Here is a 17,328-nt window from a genome sequence, read left to right on the forward strand (position 1 = left end):
TTGTCCAATATCAGGGGTTCAGTTCAACTTGGCAATTGTAGTTATTTTTTATTTATTTGGAATGGTTTATAATAATATACGTTAAAAGGACAATAAAAAAGATAGACAAAGGCCATTGTCTATCTCACATGTTTACTATTGTCGCTTTGTAAATGTTGGAAAGACTAACTTAGGTTAGTCTTTTTTGTCATCATACAATGAATTTATTACTTCAATTCCTCATGCAACTCCACCAACTGACCCTGATGATTCTTGCCATCCAAAACTAATTCGCTAATTTCTTGTCCAACTTGTTCGATTGTGCTGAAACCAGGTAATTTTAAATTGTGATTCAAATCTGTTGTAACGGGACCGGGATGGACACTATATGTTTGAATACTGCGGCCATCTTTTTCAAAATCAACAGCCATTGATTCCATCATCACGTTTTGAGCTGCTTTTGTGGTTTTATATGCCAACGGATTCCAAACAGGATTAGGTACAGTTGGGATAGTGATATTAACAATGGAACCGTGATTATTTTCGATAATTGGAATTAGACCATTAGTTAATTGAAAGGTGCCAAAAAAGTTCACTTGCATAGCTTGTTTTAAATCTTCGACAGTTATATCAGCGTTGTTTTGTTTGGCAGGCCCAGGGACACCAGCATTGTTAATCAAAATAGATGTTTCAGGATAGTCCGATTTAACTGTTTCAATCGCTTGATCGATTGAACTGGAATCAGCTAAATCGACCTGAAGAAAATCAGCCTTAATACCTTGTGCCTCTAAATTATTAACAGCTTCCATGCCACGTTCTTCGTTTCGTGCTCCGATCAGTACATGAACGTCGGTTTTTCCCAAGGCTTCAGCAATTCCAAATCCAATTCCTTTGTTAGCACCAGTAATTAAAATAGTTTTCATTATATTTACCTCTTTTTAGTTAATCCTGCATCAATAATAGACTTCTCAGCATCTAAAACGCTCTGCTTGGGAGCAATCGTTGGTTCCCAGTTTAATAAATCATGGGCATTTTTACTACTCATTTTACGGTCGATTCCAAGTACTTTAGCTGTATCACGAATAGTGTGGTTAAATGGCGCAATCATTTTTAATAAGAAATTTGGAATAACCATCGAAGGTACTTTCTTAGCATCTTCTGGATAGCCTTGTTTCAAAATGTTAGAGACGTCTTTCATACTATATGACATTTCATCCGAAATGATAAATCGTTGTCCGGCTGCTTCCGGTGTTGTTAGAGCCAAAACGTGTGCACGAGCTAAGTCACGAACATCCACAACAGGCAAGTACATATCCATTAATCCTGGCAAGCCACCTGTTAATAACATTAACAACAGAGAGTTAGAACCAGAAGCTTTACCACCTAAAATGGGACCGAATACTGCTACTGGTAAAATGGTTGCGAGTTCCATGTCGGGTGCTTCATTTTTAACATAATCCCAAGCTGCTTTTTCAGCTAATGTCTTACTTTTGTAGTAAGCGTCCATTGTTGATCCAGCACCCATGTAGCTCCAGTCTTTTTCGGTGAAGATATAGTCATTTTTATCTTTCTTGTAGCCCATACCTGAGGCACCAAATGCAGATGTCATAACAACGCGTTGAACATGTGCTTGATGAGCAGCTTTCAAAACCCGTAAGGTTCCTTATTTGGCTGGTCTGATTAGTTCGTTTTCATCCTTTGGCATGGTTAAAGGTAGTGGAGAAGCAACGTGCATAACTAAATTAATATCTTGCATAGCCTCCGACCAACCATCGTCTTTGGTTAAGTCAGCTTCCACAAACTCTAACTTGTCAGTGTCAAAATGGTTTAGTTCTGCCAATCCATCAATAACATTGTTTTTCTTTTTTAACGAACGCATTGTTGTTCGGACTGAGAATCCCTCGTCCAATAAGTCGGCAATAATGTATTTTGCGATATATCCCGTTCCACCAGTTACTAAAACTTTTTCGTTCATAATAATAATCCTCTTTTTAGTTTGAAATTTTTTCTGTTTGTGACTATTATTATAGCTAGCAATTATAATAGTTAAATATGGTAGTTTATACTAGTATAACGACTACTAGTTTAAGAGGAATGTTTATGAAAAATGAAGATCAGCGTTATCAAGAATTAGGCGATTTTTTAAAAACGCGTCGAGCAAAAATTACTCCAGAACAAGCCGGTATCACTAGCGTTGGACGACGAAGGACTCCAGGCCTGAGACGAGAAGAAGTCGCAACTTTAGCAGGGATTAGTCTAACCTGGTACACATGGTTAGAACAGGGCCGTGAAATCCAAGTTTCTGAACAAGTTGTTCAAAGCTTAGTTAAAGTATTACAACTTAATATGGAAGAAAGTACACATTTGTACGATTTAGCCCAGGTACCAGTTCCAATCCATATCACACCATTTGAAGGTGCAATCAATCCGATGCTTCAGCATATGATCGACAGTCTGGAATATTCACCAACGCTAATTTTAGATTCTCGTTGGAATATAGTTGGAACTAATCATATATTGGATAAGGCGGTTAAACTGGAAGGGATTAGTCATTTTAAAAATGAAAACTTATTGCGATTGATGTTTACCAATGCGAAATTTATGGCAACAATGCCAGAATGGAGTTCAGTGGCTGAGATTATGACGGGGCGTTTTCGTAAAGAATTTGGTCGTAATATTGAAGATCCGTGGATGAATGACTTTGTTGATCAATTAATACAAGATAGTACTGAATTTACTCGACTTTGGGCCTTGCATGATATCAATAGTGAAGAGGAACATGAAAAAACTTTTCAAAATGATAAAATCGGTGATGTTAGTTTTGAAGAAACGAGCTTTGATGTATCGGGAAATATGCAACTAAAAATGTATGTTTTTACGCCCAAAGATGAAATCAGTAAATCTAGAATCAAAAAACTAAACGCTTAACTTTTACTTTTGATAAAACACGGTCTAAACTAGTGATACTAGAACAATTGGAGGTGGGCATATGACGAATGTTTTAATTATTGGAGCAACCGGAACGATTGCACAATTTACTCGTGAATTTTTAGAGGATGATGCCACGATTAAGGTATTTCCATATGTGAGAAATATCGATAAACTAGATAATCAATCAAATGCGATTGTTGGTGATGCAACTGATGAAAGTCAGTTGGTTGAAGCGATTCGCAATAATCATATTGACATTGTGTATTCTAATTTAGGACCATATCACATGGTTGAAATGGCACAAAGTGTGTTAGGTGCGATTCAAGCAACGAATGTAAAACGTATAATTTGGATAGCAACGTCCGGTATTTATGATGAACTACCAGCTAGTCATCAAGAACTCGCTAAAGAACAACTTGGCGAAACCAGTGATGCTGATAGCTATCTCGGAGACCAACGTTTAGCAGCAGATATGGTGGCGGAAAGTGGATTAGATTACACAATTATTCGTCCAAATTGGCTACAAAACGGGGATGAAGTTCAAGATGTTCGGATTACGCATCGCAATGATCAACTTTCTGGTGGTCCAATTAATCGAATTACAGTCGGTAGTTTTATTGCTGATTTAATCCGTCAACCTAATCAATATATTGATGATTCAATTGCTGTAAGTACGGACAGCGATGAGGATTATTAGGGTGAAATTTTTCAAATACATTTTATGTCTATCGATTGTCTTTATTGCTGGCTGTGCACCTAAGAATACTCATGTTACTTCTGCCAAACATTCTCAAGTTAAGATAACGAAAAAGGTTGAGTATACTGATAACACGGATAAAAAAGTAAACAATATTTTAAAATCGGTTAAAGATTCGAGTGTTGGCGTTTATTATGAAAGTTTAGAAAAACATGCAAAGCCAGCTGGAGTACATGAAAACATGGTGTTTTATGCAGCATCAGTTGCTAAACTTCCAGTAGTCGCTTTTGTTCAGAATCAGATTAATCATAATAAACTCAGCCTTGATACTAACCTGCCATATCAAGCGAGTGCTAATCAAGTGCCTTCAGCAATGGTTAGTGGAGGTACAGGAGTTTTACAATTTAAAAATCATCAGGCCGAGTACACAATATCCGATTTGTTGAAATGGACTGTTAGAAATTCTGATAATCAGGCCAGCAATCAACTTTTAGCACAGGTTTGCTATAAGAATCCCAAAGAATTTAAGCAGTTCATTTATCAGACCTATGGCAGTAAAGATTATACAAAGTACTTGTCAGCAAAACAAGCTGGTCAGTTGATTAAAACTATTTATCATCAAAGTGGTCCAGCCAATATAGATTTGAAACATACCGATTGGCAAAAATCGAAAATTGGCAAGTTACCAGTAGACGTTGAACACAAAATTGGAATTAATGATGCGTACAATCACGACGCAGCTATTGTGTTGGGTAAGCATCCATTTGTGTTAACGGTGATGACTAAGGGATGGTCTGACCAAAAGATTAGTGATTTGGCTAAACGAATTTATAATGTAATGAGCTAAAAAATATAAAATTATGGATTAAATGAGATAAAGAAATTATACTGGTACTAGTGAAGTTACAGTAAATGAATACACAAGTGAATCTCTATAAGCGTCTGATTAACGTTTTATATAGTCTCACAACTAATACTCCTTCTGAGAATCCTACTTATAAGAGAGTATTCAAAAAGCCTACCAATTTTGGTAGGCTTTTTTTATCCTTCAAACACCGTAAACAAGTTATCCATCGTAATCGCATCACGTTCGGCGCCACGTAGATCATTAGTTACTGAACCATTTTGTAATGAAATCAAGCGATTACCGTAGTTCAAAGCATCTTCCAAATGATGAGTAATCATCAAAGCGGTTAGCTTATCTTCAGTAATTCGTTGTTGTGTAGCTTCCATTAACTCTTGGCTGGTTTTGGGATCTAACGCAGCGGTATGTTCGTCCAATAAAATGATATCGGGACGTTTGATTGTTGCCATCAAGAAGCTCAATGCCTGACGTTGTCCACCTGATAAATTGCCAGTTGGTGTCTTTAAACGTTGATTTAATCCATTTGGCATAGTGCTTGTTAATTTTTCAAATTTATCAGCTTGTTTGTTTAATCCGCGTAGTCTTAATCCACGTCGTTGACCACGTTTTTCAGCTAAAAGTAAGTTTTCAGCAACTGTCATACGGGGTGCAGTTCCTAGCTTAGGATCCTGGAACACACGACTGATATACTTAGTTCTTTTTTCTTCTGATAAATGGGTGATGTCCTTGCCTTTAAGTAAAACCTGTCCCTCATCAACGGCTAAATTTCCAGCGATGACGTTGAAAAGGGTTGATTTACCAGCACCGTTAGAACCTAAGAGGGTAATAAAGTCGCCGGCATAAACGCTTAAATTAATATCGTTCAAGATTTTAATTTGGTCTGGCGTATTTTTATTTACATAAGTAGAAACATGTTTTAATTCTAAAATTGGTTGATTAGTCATTGTCATTCACCTGCTTCTTTGGAATTTCAACACCACGTCGTAATACACGACCGAGTCCTAATTTAGTACGAATAGTTGGTAACATTAAGCATAGAGCTAGAACAACGGATGAAATTAAGTTCAAGTCGTTTGTTCCAAATCCGGCTTTCAAAACGAGCAGGAGAACGAAACGGTAAATTACACTACCACAGACAACTGCGACTAAGCGTTGGTTCATAGTTAATTCACCGAAGACCACTTCACCAATAATGATCGAAGCTAGTCCGATAACGATGATTCCGATACCCATGTTAACGTCAGCGTAATCATTGCTTTGGGCGATTAAAGCACCAGATAAGGCGATTAAACCGTTTGAAACCATTAATCCCATGTTCTTCATTTGATCAGTTGCAATTCCGAGTGATTTTGCCATTTTTTCGTTGTCACCTGTGGCAATAAAAGCTTGTCCTAATTCAGTTTGTAAGAAAAGTGCTAGCAGGACAATAACGATGATAATAATGAATAGTCCTAAAGTGACACTGTCGAAGAACTTAGGTAATGATTCTAAGAATGAGTTTGTGAAAAATGATTGTTTACCTAACAATGAAATGTTTGAAGTTCCCATGATTCGTAAATTAACAGAGTAGCATGCGGTCATAACTAAGATTCCAGCGAGTAGAATTGGAATACGACCTTTGGTATAAAGGAGGCCAGTTATTAATCCAGCAACCATTCCAGCTAAGAAAGCAAGAATAGTAGCAAGTAGTGGACTCATGCCGTGCGAAATGGCAGTGACACAGACGGCTGCACCCAGAGGAAACGTTCCTTCGACCGTCATATCAGGGAAATCTAAAATTCTAAAAGTTAAAAATAGTCCGATACCAAGTAAGCCCCAGAGGAGCCCTTGTCCAATTGCAGATGTAATTAAATTCATTTGATCAGTTCCCCTTTCTTTTGAGCCTCTTTAATCAGTGAGTCTGGGATGTGAACGCCCATTTTTTGAGCTTGTTTTATATTGATGGTTAAATCGCCATGACGAATGAATTCGACCGGAGTTTCTTTGACTTTTTCACCCTTTAAAAGGCGACCGGCCATCTTACCAGACATCACACCGAGTTTGAATTGGTTAACGCTGTAAGTTGCAACACCACCGGCTTTTACCATTGAATCAACAGCAGGGAAGACGGGGACTTTTTCGGCGTTGGCATTCTTAACTAAAGTGCTCATGGCTCCGGCAACGGTATTGTCAGTAGGAACATAGATTGCGTCAACTTCTTGAGCCATCGTTTGAGAAACCTGGTTCAAGTCATTTGAGTTAGCAATCGAGTAAGCTTTCAATTTAATATTTTGTTCTTGGCAAAGTTGTTTGAACTTCTTGTATTGAGTAACAGCAGAGTTATCACTGGACGTGTAAATGATTCCCAATGTCTTCATTTTTGGCATTAGCTTTTTGATTAAGCCAAGTTGTTCATCTAATGGAGCTTGATCAGAAACTCCGGTGATATTTTTACTTGGTTTGTTCAAATTAGTAACTAAACCGGCACTCTTTGGATCAGTGACAGCACCCATGACGATTGGAGCTTTGTCCATAACGTCAGCTAGTGAAATAGCCGAAGGGGTAGTGATTCCGATTGATAAATCTACGTCTTCATTCGCAAATTTTTCACTCATTATTTTTAAATTACTTTGATTACCTTGCGCATTTTGATAATCAATTTTGATATTCTTACCCTTTTCAAAGCCTTCTTCTTTCAGACCTTGATAGACACCTTTTTGAATTTGGGCGAGGGCCGGTTGATCCATCAATTGTAACAGACCAATCTTTGGAATCTTATTTTTGGGAGCTGTTTGGTGATTTTTACTGGTAACAAATGCAAAACCTAAAAATCCAAATATAATAACGATAAAACCAACTAATCTTTTCAAATTCTCCACTCCTTTTATTTTGAGGGCTGAACACTTTGTAGAAAATAAAAAGGACAACCCTCGTGGGATTGTCCTTAATAAATTAAACACAAAACCCGCATGATTTTTATAAAATCCATGCGGGCTTTCATCACAAATGAGCCGGCACAGATACGATCTGTTGTTCAGGTCGTATCTGTACGTGAAGTACTACAACCTGATTACCGGCTTTGCCAATGGTTATTCAATTGTTGAACTTGTTTTTTACTCATTTGCATATCCAACTTTCAATTCATTAATTGTTTATGAGTATACCTAATAAAGTTTTCATTTGTCAATGGTGATTGTGAAAAAATATTTTTGATTGATTTATGAATAATATTTATCATAATAAAAAGTAATATAATCTCAGGAGCAAAGTACATGATGATAGAATACAAGACAGCAACCCACGATGATTTACCAAAAATTGTTGACATCTATAATGAGTCTATTCCAGGCAAACTAGCCACGGCCGATTTGGAACCAGTGACAGTTGATGACCGTGAAGAGTGGTTTCAACAACACAACGACAAACGACCATTACAAGTTATTTTAGTGGACGATAAAATTGCTGGGTGGATTAGTTTAAGTAGCTTTTATGGACGACCTGCTTATCATGAAACAGTAGAAGTAAGCATTTATATTGATAATGGATTTCAACACCAAGGATTGGGCCAACAAGCAATTGATCATGTGATTAGTTTAGCGCCAAGTATTGGGGTACATAGCTTATTAGCATTCATTTTCGGACATAATACTGCTAGTCGTAAATTATTTGAACGCAATGGATTTGAACAGTGTGGACACTTGCCAAAGATTGCTGATATGGACGGTATTGATCGTGATTTGGAGATTTATGGATTGCATGTTGGGTGATAGTGAAAATTGGATAAATAGCATTTAAAGTTTAAAACGCGTGTTGTAATTTTTTTGGTTATTCAACCACCAAGCAAAATAAATTGATATGAGTTGATTTATAAAAGTCAACTCACATTGCAGCAGTATAATTGATAACGTCAAAGGTTTCACCCCCTTGGCTGTTGCAAATGTAGCTATTCAACAGCTATTCAAATATACTTGAAAAAACAATGCTATATAAGTCTTGACTTAGCCCGTTACATAGTCGATTAGCGGTTATGTTAAGGATTTATCATTTGGAATGTCTGATTTATAACATTGATAGTGAAGAGGTACGTAAAAAGTCTCGTAATTATTCTCCTAAGGGAGTGATTACGAGACTTTTTTAGTATAGGTTCTGTTTGAATTCGGTCATAACGTGCTTCACAAAGCTGCCTTTTCCGTCTAGCTACACAATATTCAATATCCCAAGTGCGGATATTAAACATTGCTATGCTAGTACTCAAAGCCAACCCGCTTTGTTGCACACTTCCCTAATTTCCCAAATTAATCGAATGGAAGTAAAAACTCAGATCCTTATACAAATAGACGGTATAAGAAAAGTTGAATAGGGTGTTGTTCTTTCTATATAAAGACTGATTCAACACAATATGAGTTTCACCAGTCGGCAAGTTCAAAATACTAGATTGTTCTTCAGATAATGGCTCAGTACTGAGATACTGGTCCGTATTATTAACGGTAATGCCGTATTCTTCATTGATAAAGGTTAGTAGTGATTCATGCGCAGCATCGATGGGGATGAAAGGTACTTCGCTCTTTTCATAGTAAGAATATTCCAAACAATATAGTTTGCCATCCAAATAACGACTCCGAATAATGCGGTGAAGTTCGTCTCCAGGCTTGGCACCAAATTGCCGAGCTAGGGCTTCATCAGCGGTGATGCGATCAAATGTAATTACTTTTGATTTCAAACGTTGAGAACTAATTCTAGTAGAAAGTCCCATCGTTAAATTAACAACGTGTTTTTCGTCCTGATTAATATCATTAATGTAATAGCCACTTCCTTGGACACGGCGGGCGAGTCCTTTTTGGCAGACAATATCGACAGCCTTACGAATAGTATTTCGGCTGACATTATAGCGATGCATCAGTTGTTGTTCAGTGGGTAATTTATCTTGAAAAAAGTGATGCTGAATAGAACGAATTAGATCATCTGCAATGTCATGATACATTTTGACACCCCCAATTTAAAAAAATTAATTAAAGGTACTTGTGAAATTTGTACCTACGATTTATAATTCAATTGTAACGTAAGCGGTTACATAGTCAACCGCAAAATTAAAAAAATATATTTAGGAGTGTATTATTATGGCTGAAAAAACAATTATGTTAGTGTGTGCTGCAGGTATGTCAACAAGTTTACTAGTTTCAAAGATGCAAAAAGCTGCTGAAGCAGAAGGTGTTGATGCTGAAATCTTCGCTACTGCTGCATCAGATGCAGATAACAAATTAGCAGAAAAGAATCCTGATATTTTAATGCTCGGACCTCAAGTTCGTTACCTTGAAAGTAACTTCAAGAGCAAATTGGAAATCCCAGTTGAAGTTATCAACATGCAAGACTACGGTATGATGAACGGTGAAAAAGTGCTTAAAGAAGCTCTTACAACAATGGGTAACTAATTTTTATTTATTTAAAAATGAGAGCGTTATCAAAAATTAATTAAGGAGCTAACTTCGGTTAGTTCTTACATATATAGAAGGAGATTTTTATAAAATGGCTGAAGAAGAACAAAACATGGAAGCAATCATGGGACTTATTATCAACGGAGGAAATGCTAAGAGCTCCGCATTTGAAGCAATCAATGCTGCTAAAGAAGGCGACTTCGAAAAAGCTGATGCAAAGCTTAAGGAATCAGATGGCTTCTTAACTGATGCACATAACGCTCAAACAAGCATGTTAACTGACGAAGCAAACGGTGACCACGCTAAGGTTACTTTGCTTACAGTTCACTCTCAAGATCACATCATGAATGCTATTACATTCCGTGATTTGGCTGGCGAAATTGTTGATTTATATAAACGTCTCGACAAATAATACATCATTAAAAATAGTGCAAAAGGGCTGGAAGCAAAGGATACTTTGATCCCGGCTCTTTCTATATTAAGGAAGAAGGATATTTAAAACATGGCTGAAGGATATAAAATGCCCGAAGGATTTCTCTGGGGCGGAGCAGTTGCAGCTCACCAATTAGAAGGTGGATGGCAAGAAGGCGGAAAGGGTGTCAGCATTGCCGATATCATGACTGCAGGAAACAAAGACACACCTCGTCGCGTGACTGATGGTGTTAAAGATGGAGAAGTTTATCCTAATCATTGGGGAATTGATTTTTACCACCGTTACCCAGAAGATATTAAACTCTTTGCTGAAATGGGCTTCAAATGTTTCCGTACATCAATTGCATGGACACGTATTTTTCCAAATGGTGACGAAGCAGAACCTAACGAAGAAGGCTTAAAGTTCTATGACGATATGTTTGATGAACTTCTTAAAAATGGTGTCCAACCTGTAATCACACTTTCTCATTTTGAAATGCCTTACCACTTGGTTAAAGAATATGGTGGTTGGACTAACCGTAAATTGATCGACTTCTTTGTTCATTTTGCTGAAGTTGTCTTCAAGCGTTACAAAGGCAAAGTTAAGTACTGGATGACATTTAACGAAATTAATAACCAAACAACATGGGATAGTCCTCATCATTTACTCCAAGATTCAGCTATTAAAGTTGATGAAGGAACTGAAGGTATGGAACAAATGATGTACCAAGCTGCTCATAATGAATGTGTAGCTAGTGCTAAAGTCGTTCAATTAGGCCACAAGATTGACCCTGATTACCAAATCGGAGCAATGATCGCTATGTGCCCAATCTACCCATTAACTGCTAAGCCAGAAGATATTATGATGGCTGAACGTGCTATGCAGACTCGTTACTGGTTTGGTGATCTTCAAGCTAATGGTGAATACCCAGCTTGGTTACCAAAATACTTAGCACGTAACAACATGAAGATTGATATGGAACCAGACGATCTTGAAACATTGAAGAATGGTCGCGTAGACTATGTCGGATTCAGTTACTACATGTCATTTACAACGAAGTACACTGACGACAATGCTGATTACGTTTATACTGAATCAAAAGATTTAGTAAGCAATCCATATGTCCAAAAATCTGATTGGGGTTGGCAAATTGACCCAGTTGGTTTGCGTTACGCTATGAACTGGATGACAGACCGTTGGCACAAACCATTGTTCATTGTCGAAAATGGATTTGGGGCTTATGATAAGAAAGAAGCTGATGGCAGTGTCCATGATGACTATCGTGTGAAATACTTCCATGATCACATTCTTGAAATGGAAAAGGCGGTTGCATTAGATGGTGTTGACTTGATTGGTTATACTCCATGGGGATGCATTGATTTGATTTCCGCAAGTACTGGTGAAATGGCTAAGCGCTACGGCTTCATTTACGTTGATGAAGACGACGAGGGTAATGGTAGCTTAGAACGTTCGAAGAAGGATTCCTTCGATTGGTACAAGAATGTCATCGCTAGTGATGGTGAGAACCTATAATAATAGAAGAAAGTAGGATGAGGTTGAGTGTTTAGTTATGAGCGAATTCAAACGTTAAATCAATTAGAGTTATGTGTTTATCGCTATGTAATCGCGCATACCGAGGCGATTGAAGATATGACGATTCGACAGTTATCGAATGAAAGTCACGTTTCATCAACCACCATTTTACGTTTTCTAAAGAAAATGGGTTTTGAAGGATTTTCTGATTTTAAATATGCGTTAAAGCACCGCAAAGATACGGAGGAAACCAATCCAATTAGTCATGATATGGAACCAGTGAATCAATTCTTTCTACAAGCTGAACAACCTCATTACCGTGAAATTGTGCAGAATGTTGCTAAAGTAATTGCTGAGGCTGATACTATTATTATGTTTGGCATTGGAACGAGCGGTAGCATGGCTCAATATGGTTCTCGTCTCTTTGCAAATTATGGGTTGTATACGGTAGGGATTACTGATCCTTTCCAACCACAACCTTCCGGACAACATGATTATGATAAAACAATTCTGATATGTCTCTCTGTTTCAGGTCGTAGTGAGCAAGTATTACGTCAGGCCCGCTTTTATAGCGAGCAGGGTGCACAATATTTACCTTGGTTTAATCAAGGAATGGATTTTCTACCATTTATGTTAGTCGGTTTTGCGACTGGGTGGATAATTTCAAAGTTAAAACCGATGACAAATGAAACAACTGCAACAGAAGAAAATTAGATAAATAAAAATCAGCGAATTTTTTTCGCTGATTTTTTGTAGGTTCATTTTTATAAACTTTGTTGAACAATCTTTCTTAATTCAGGAACAACATCAGTTTCAAACCAAGGGTTCTTAGCCAGCCAAATGTTGTTACGAGGAGAAGGATGCACAATTGGGAAATACTTTGGAAGGTACTTTTGATAATTCTTCACAATAGCTGTTGTTGTTAACTTTTTATCTTCAGGCAAATAGTATTTTTGAGAATAGTTTCCTATTAAGATAGTTAATTTGATATTAGGCATTAATTCTAAAAGACGAGGATGCCAGTTGTCAGCGACACCTTTGCGTGGTGGCAGATCGCCACTCTTGCCACGGCCTGGATAGTAGAAATCCATCGGAATAACCGCAATTTTATGAGAATTGTAGAACGTGTCGCGTGAAATACCCATCCAATCACGCAGTCGATCACCGCTTTTATCGTTCCACATCACTTCGGTATCCTGAACACGTTTACCAGGTGCCTGGCCAATAATTAGTATTTCAGCTTCAGGGTTTACTGAATAAATTGGATTCCAACCTTTTGCAGTATATTCTTTATTTTCCGGAGCGTTTTTAATTTCCTTAAATAAGGGATCTTTTTCATTCATATTATCAACTCCTAACTCATTTCATGCTAATTGTAGCATAACCACAAAATACGGTATTCGAAAAAAGATTAACCATGTATAATGGTCTCAGTTAAATGTGTAGGTTGAAAAAAAGGAGATAAATAATGAAACGAAAGCTAAGCGTATTGGGACTGCTTTTGCTTGGTTTATTAGTATTTTTAATACCATTAACAAAAGTTGCGGCTAGCTCGACAGTCGGAGATGCTTCTCAATTCATGACCAAAGTTTCTCTAAGCGAAGATTCAGCTGGAGAAAAAGCATGGCAGAGTGGTGATTCAGTTAGTGTAAAGACGCCATTTTATATTCGCTATGATTGGTCCGTGCCAAAAGCTACACCTGGCGAGACGTATGAGATGACACTCCCCAACCAGATTATGTTAAATGGAACATCAATTCCAATGAGGGATGCTGATGGAACAGTTATTGCAACTGCTGACGTCAAGGGTGATAAAGTAAAAATTACTTTTAATGATGGTGTTTCAAATAAAAAGGATATTAAGGGATACTTTTCAATTGGAGCTAGTTTTGACAAGCAGACTGGTGAGGACGGACAAGAAACTGAACTTAATTTTCCGGTAGCCGGATCAGTTGATGGTGGTCAGGTAAAACTTAATGTCGAAAATAAGAAAAACGATAGTGGACCGAGCTCAGGTCAAAGTATTATCAACAAGAGTGGTCTACAAGTTAAAGATAAAGATGGTAAGTTAACTGACTTAATCGAATGGACAATTACTGTTAATAAGCGTGGAACAAAGCTTACTAATCCGACAGTTGAAGAAACATTTGGTGAAGGACAAACCTTCGTTAAGGATTCTATTTCAGTTAATTATCGTAATGGATCCGATAAAAGTATTAAGAAATTAAACCAAGATGAAGTTAATCCAGTATTCTCTGATACGGATTTAGTTCATGGCGGCGGTTCGATTTTATTTAATTTGTTGAGTCTTGAAAATAGGGATGATGCCGGGAAAAATGATCCAGTTTCACCTGTTATTCGATTCCGCACACAGATTATGAACTTTGATAAATACTATGTTGGTGACATTGATTTACCAAAATTAACTAATCCAAAATTAGTTTTAAAATCTCTGGATTTAAAAGAAAATAAAGAGGCTCGTCCAACTTCAGTTAATGCCAAAACAAGTCAATATCGTGAAGGTGGCCTGCCGAAGGTGGAACTACAAATCCGACGGAACCAAGTAAACCGGTAGAACCAACAGAGCCGGTAAAACCTGTTGAACCAATCAAACCAACAGAACCAAGTAAGCCTGTTGAACCGATCAAACCAACGGAACCAAGTAAGCCTACTAAAACTGCAAAATCCAATAAACCATCCAATATAGATCATGCTGAAAAATCAAATAGTACAAAGCAACAAGTACTTCCACAGACTAACGAAAGTGGAATTGATCTGATCATTAGTCTATTAGGTTTAGCACTGGTTTCAGTAGTTGGAATTTTCAGAAGAAAAAGATAATTTAAGAAGCTAAGCCATTAGGGTTTAGCTTTTTTTATTCATAGTTTGTGAAAGCGTTGACAATCTCATGAAAACGGTTAATAATTAAGGTGTTAAATCTTAATTGGAGGATGGTTTTTTATGAAAGTAGCAATTGTTGGTTGTACACACGCAGGAACATTTTCAGCCCAACAAATTTTAACGGAACATCCAGATTACGAAGTTACGGTATATGAAAGAAATGATAATTTGTCATTCCTATCATGTGGGATCGCCCTTTGGGTTGGAGACCACGTTTCTGATCCAAATAAGATGTTCTATTCATCACCTGAAGCACTTACTAAGTTAGGTGCAAACATGAAGATGGAACACGATGTTTTAAACATTGATACAGATAACAAGACTCTTGAAGTTAAGGATCTTAAAACTGGTGAAGTTTCAACGGATAGTTGGGACAAGTTGGTTGTTACAACTGGTTCTGCACCGGTTATTCCACCAATCGATGGTATTGATAACAAGCGTATCAAGATGTGCAAGAACTGGGCTGATGCTGAAGAATTAAAGAAGGTATCACCAGATGCTAAATCAATCATTGTAATTGGTGCTGGATACATTGGTGCTGAACTTGCTGAACAATATAGTGTCACAGGCAAGGAAGTTACATTAATTGATGGACTACCTAGCGTTTTAGCTAAGAACTTTGATCCAGAAATTTCAAGCCGTGTAGCTCAAGATTACAAAGATCATGGTGTTAAATTACAAATGAACGAAATGGTGCAATCATTTAGTGGTGACGACCAAATAACCGTTACAACTGATAAAGGCAGTTATACTGCTGATTATGCTATTTTATGTGTTGGATTCCGTCCACGGACTGACTTAATGACAGGCAAAGTTGATATGTTGAAGAACGGTGCAATCATCACTGATGAATACATGCAAACTTCAAACAAAGATATCTTTGCAGCTGGTGACTCATCAGTTGTTCATTACAATCCAACTGGGAAAGATGACTACATTCCTTTGGCAACTAACGCTGTACGCCAAGGTATCTTAGTAGGTCACAATATCGAGAAACCAACCATGAAGTATATGGGAACTCAATCAAGTTCAGCTGTTGCACTATTTGATAAGACAATGGCTAGCTCTGGTTTAACAGCTTCTGGTGCTGAAGTTCGTGGATTAAAGGTTGATAGTATCACCCTCGAACAAGATTACCGTCCTGATTTCATGTTGAGTACAACTAAGATTTTGATGCGTTTAGTATGGGATCCCGAAACACGTCGTGTATTAGGAGGATCATTCTACAGTGATTATGACTGTGCACAATCATCTAACGTAATTTCACTTGCTATCCAAAACAAGATGACAATTGATGAATTATCAATGGTTGATATGTTCTTCCAGCCTAACTATGACCAACCTTTGAACTACGTCAACGCCATTGCTATGGCCGCTGTAGCTCAAGCAGATGCTAAGAAATAATTTTTAAAATTAAATAAATATTTAAACGACCTGAAAGGGTCGTTTTTTTGTACATTTCATCACAAGTAAAAATGAAAGCGATAACAGACTTATTATGCTAGTATATACGTGACCATATGAATGGTTAACATTGTAATGTAAGTGATTAACTTTGAGGAGTGTGACAGAAATGAGCAGCTTTGAAAAGAGAGATCCAATTAAGGATGAATTAATAACACCAGAGAACTCAGTTTTTGTAGTTATCGATTATCAACCAACGCAGGTAAATTCGATTAATTCAATGAACCGAGCAGAATTGATTAATAACATTGTTGCTACGACTAAATTAATGAAGGCATATGATGTACCGGTGGTTCTATCAACAGTTAATGTTCAAACCGGACGCAATAAAGATACAATTCCAGCTTTGAAAGAAGTACTTAAAGATGAACCATCTTACGATTGCACCTCGATCAATGCTTGGGAAGATCGTGAATTTCAAGAAGCGGTGAAGAAGACTGGTCGTAAGAATATCATCATTGCAGCATTGTGGACCGAAGCCTGTTTAACATTTCCAACACTAGATGCATTGTCAGAGGGATACCACGTCTTTCCAGTAGTTGATGCGGTTGGTGGTACTTCAGTAATTGCACATGAAACAGCTTTGAGAAGGGTTGAACAAGCCGGTGCACAATTAACCACATTTGCCCAACTTGCTTGTGAATTACAACGAGACTGGAATCGAACAGATACAGCTCCAAAATTTGTTCAAGCAATGATGGATAAGGGGATTTTTTTGAATTTAGGTTAATTTTGGAGGCACTAAATATGCTTGATATTCGTGGATCAATTAATAACTTAAAATGGAATACAGAGCATCACTTTTTACACATTCAGGCTCAACATGATTTTATTCGTCGCTGGGCAATTCAATTTGAATTAGGATATTCAGACTTTAGAACTATCCAAATGGCGCTTCAAATTGATCAAAATATGGATCTTTTAAAAGAGTTCACTAAAGCTTACGATGCAGTTTATCAATATGAGAGTGTTTTTGCGGAAGATGGTCTGGAAGCATTTAATCAGAAATTTGGCAACCAGATGGAACAGTATGATAAAGCACATCAGACCTTACTAAAAATTTTGGATCAACTTAGTAAGATTCAGCCTGAAGTTGATAAAAGTGAAGAGAACTTAATTTAAATAAAGCCACCAA

General features: G+C 37.3%; 19 protein-coding genes and 1 pseudogene. 13 read left to right on the forward strand and 7 right to left on the reverse strand.

Annotated features, from left to right (window positions below):
- Positions 1-206 precede the first annotated feature (206 nt).
- Positions 207-902 (reverse strand): SDR family NAD(P)-dependent oxidoreductase, encoded by a 696-nt coding sequence (locus tag IV88_RS04065; RefSeq protein ID WP_057799043.1) that lies wholly within the window; start codon positions 900-902, stop codon positions 207-209.
- 5 nt (positions 903-907) lie between these two features.
- A pseudogene (locus IV88_RS04070) lies at positions 908-1,954 on the reverse strand (SDR family oxidoreductase).
- Between the two features lie 125 nt (positions 1,955-2,079).
- On the opposite strand from IV88_RS04070, the gene IV88_RS04080 reads away from it, so the two are divergent.
- The 3 genes from IV88_RS04080 to IV88_RS04090 all read left to right on the forward strand — a co-directional run bounded on the left by IV88_RS04080 (position 2,080) and on the right by IV88_RS04090 (position 4,454).
- Positions 2,080-2,907 (forward strand): helix-turn-helix transcriptional regulator, encoded by an 828-nt coding sequence (locus IV88_RS04080; RefSeq protein ID WP_057799049.1) that lies wholly within the window; start codon positions 2,080-2,082, stop codon positions 2,905-2,907.
- A gap of 61 nt (positions 2,908-2,968) precedes the next feature.
- Positions 2,969-3,607 (forward strand): NAD(P)H-binding protein, encoded by a 639-nt coding sequence (locus tag IV88_RS04085; RefSeq protein ID WP_057799051.1) that lies wholly within the window; start codon positions 2,969-2,971, stop codon positions 3,605-3,607.
- A 1-nt stretch (position 3,608) separates the two neighbouring features.
- A complete protein-coding gene (locus IV88_RS04090; protein ID WP_057799053.1) occupies positions 3,609-4,454 on the forward strand; it encodes a serine hydrolase in 846 nt (281 codons plus the stop codon).
- Positions 4,455-4,648: 194 nt separating this feature from the next.
- Here IV88_RS04090 and IV88_RS04095 read toward each other — a convergent pair whose 3' ends face one another.
- The 3 genes from IV88_RS04095 to trpX are packed head-to-tail and all read right to left on the reverse strand — an operon-like array spanning position 4,649 to position 7,321.
- Complete coding sequence (locus tag IV88_RS04095) at positions 4,649-5,416, reverse strand: ABC transporter ATP-binding protein (protein ID WP_057799055.1); 768 nt, start codon at positions 5,414-5,416, stop codon at positions 4,649-4,651.
- The gene (locus tag IV88_RS04100) at positions 5,409-6,329 is read right to left on the reverse strand and encodes an ABC transporter permease (protein WP_057799057.1); all 921 of its coding nucleotides are present in this window, start codon (positions 6,327-6,329) and stop codon (positions 5,409-5,411) included. The genes IV88_RS04095 and IV88_RS04100 overlap by 8 nt, the downstream gene beginning before the upstream one ends.
- Complete coding sequence (gene trpX / locus IV88_RS04105; protein ID WP_057799059.1) at positions 6,326-7,321, reverse strand: tryptophan ABC transporter substrate-binding protein; 996 nt, start codon at positions 7,319-7,321, stop codon at positions 6,326-6,328. The genes IV88_RS04100 and trpX overlap by 4 nt, the downstream gene beginning before the upstream one ends.
- A 402-nt stretch (positions 7,322-7,723) precedes the next feature.
- Between trpX and IV88_RS04110 the strand changes: the two genes are divergently transcribed.
- Positions 7,724-8,218, forward strand: a complete 495-nt coding sequence (locus IV88_RS04110; RefSeq protein ID WP_057799061.1) for a GNAT family N-acetyltransferase — start codon at positions 7,724-7,726, stop codon at positions 8,216-8,218.
- 515 nt (positions 8,219-8,733) lie between these two features.
- On the opposite strand, the gene IV88_RS04115 is transcribed toward IV88_RS04110, so the two are convergent.
- On the reverse strand, positions 8,734-9,432 hold the full coding sequence (locus IV88_RS04115) for a GntR family transcriptional regulator (RefSeq protein ID WP_057799063.1): 699 nt from the start codon (positions 9,430-9,432) through the stop codon (positions 8,734-8,736).
- A gap of 136 nt (positions 9,433-9,568) precedes the next feature.
- Between IV88_RS04115 and IV88_RS04120 the strand changes: the two genes are divergently transcribed.
- From IV88_RS04120 to IV88_RS04135, 4 genes are all read left to right on the forward strand, one after another.
- Complete coding sequence (locus tag IV88_RS04120; RefSeq protein ID WP_057799065.1) at positions 9,569-9,880, forward strand: PTS sugar transporter subunit IIB; 312 nt, start codon at positions 9,569-9,571, stop codon at positions 9,878-9,880.
- A gap of 94 nt (positions 9,881-9,974) precedes the next feature.
- Positions 9,975-10,295 carry a PTS lactose/cellobiose transporter subunit IIA gene (locus tag IV88_RS04125; RefSeq protein WP_057799068.1) on the forward strand — a complete coding sequence of 107 codons (321 nt, stop codon included), beginning with the start codon at positions 9,975-9,977 and terminating at the stop codon, positions 10,293-10,295.
- Between the two features lie 90 nt (positions 10,296-10,385).
- A complete protein-coding gene (locus tag IV88_RS04130; RefSeq protein WP_057799071.1) occupies positions 10,386-11,828 on the forward strand; it encodes a 6-phospho-beta-glucosidase in 1,443 nt (480 codons plus the stop codon).
- 27 nt (positions 11,829-11,855) lie between these two features.
- Positions 11,856-12,542, forward strand: a complete 687-nt coding sequence (locus IV88_RS04135) for a MurR/RpiR family transcriptional regulator (protein ID WP_057799073.1) — start codon at positions 11,856-11,858, stop codon at positions 12,540-12,542.
- 50 nt (positions 12,543-12,592) lie between these two features.
- On the opposite strand, the gene IV88_RS04140 is transcribed toward IV88_RS04135, so the two are convergent.
- On the reverse strand, positions 12,593-13,171 hold the full coding sequence (locus IV88_RS04140; RefSeq protein ID WP_057799075.1) for a uracil-DNA glycosylase family protein: 579 nt from the start codon (positions 13,169-13,171) through the stop codon (positions 12,593-12,595).
- Positions 13,172-13,296: 125 nt separating this feature from the next.
- Here IV88_RS04140 and IV88_RS04145 point away from each other — a divergent pair, with 125 nt between their 5' ends.
- From IV88_RS04145 to IV88_RS04160, 5 genes are all read left to right on the forward strand, one after another.
- Positions 13,297-14,403, forward strand: a complete 1,107-nt coding sequence (locus IV88_RS04145; RefSeq protein WP_057799077.1) for an Ig-like domain-containing protein — start codon at positions 13,297-13,299, stop codon at positions 14,401-14,403.
- Positions 14,404-14,531: 128 nt separating this feature from the next.
- On the forward strand, positions 14,532-14,669 hold the full coding sequence (locus IV88_RS09560) for an LPXTG cell wall anchor domain-containing protein (protein ID WP_353990406.1): 138 nt from the start codon (positions 14,532-14,534) through the stop codon (positions 14,667-14,669).
- Positions 14,670-14,789: 120 nt separating this feature from the next.
- Positions 14,790-16,133 (forward strand): FAD-dependent oxidoreductase, encoded by a 1,344-nt coding sequence (locus IV88_RS04150; protein WP_057799079.1) that lies wholly within the window; start codon positions 14,790-14,792, stop codon positions 16,131-16,133.
- 169 nt (positions 16,134-16,302) lie between these two features.
- Positions 16,303-16,923 (forward strand): hydrolase, encoded by a 621-nt coding sequence (locus IV88_RS04155; protein ID WP_057799080.1) that lies wholly within the window; start codon positions 16,303-16,305, stop codon positions 16,921-16,923.
- A 17-nt stretch (positions 16,924-16,940) separates the two neighbouring features.
- On the forward strand, positions 16,941-17,315 hold the full coding sequence (locus IV88_RS04160) for a hypothetical protein (protein ID WP_057799082.1): 375 nt from the start codon (positions 16,941-16,943) through the stop codon (positions 17,313-17,315).
- Positions 17,316-17,328 lie beyond the last annotated feature (13 nt).

The sequence above is a fragment of the Pediococcus argentinicus genome, assembly GCF_001437605.1.
Classification (GTDB): Bacteria; Bacillota; Bacilli; order Lactobacillales; family Lactobacillaceae; genus Pediococcus; species Pediococcus argentinicus.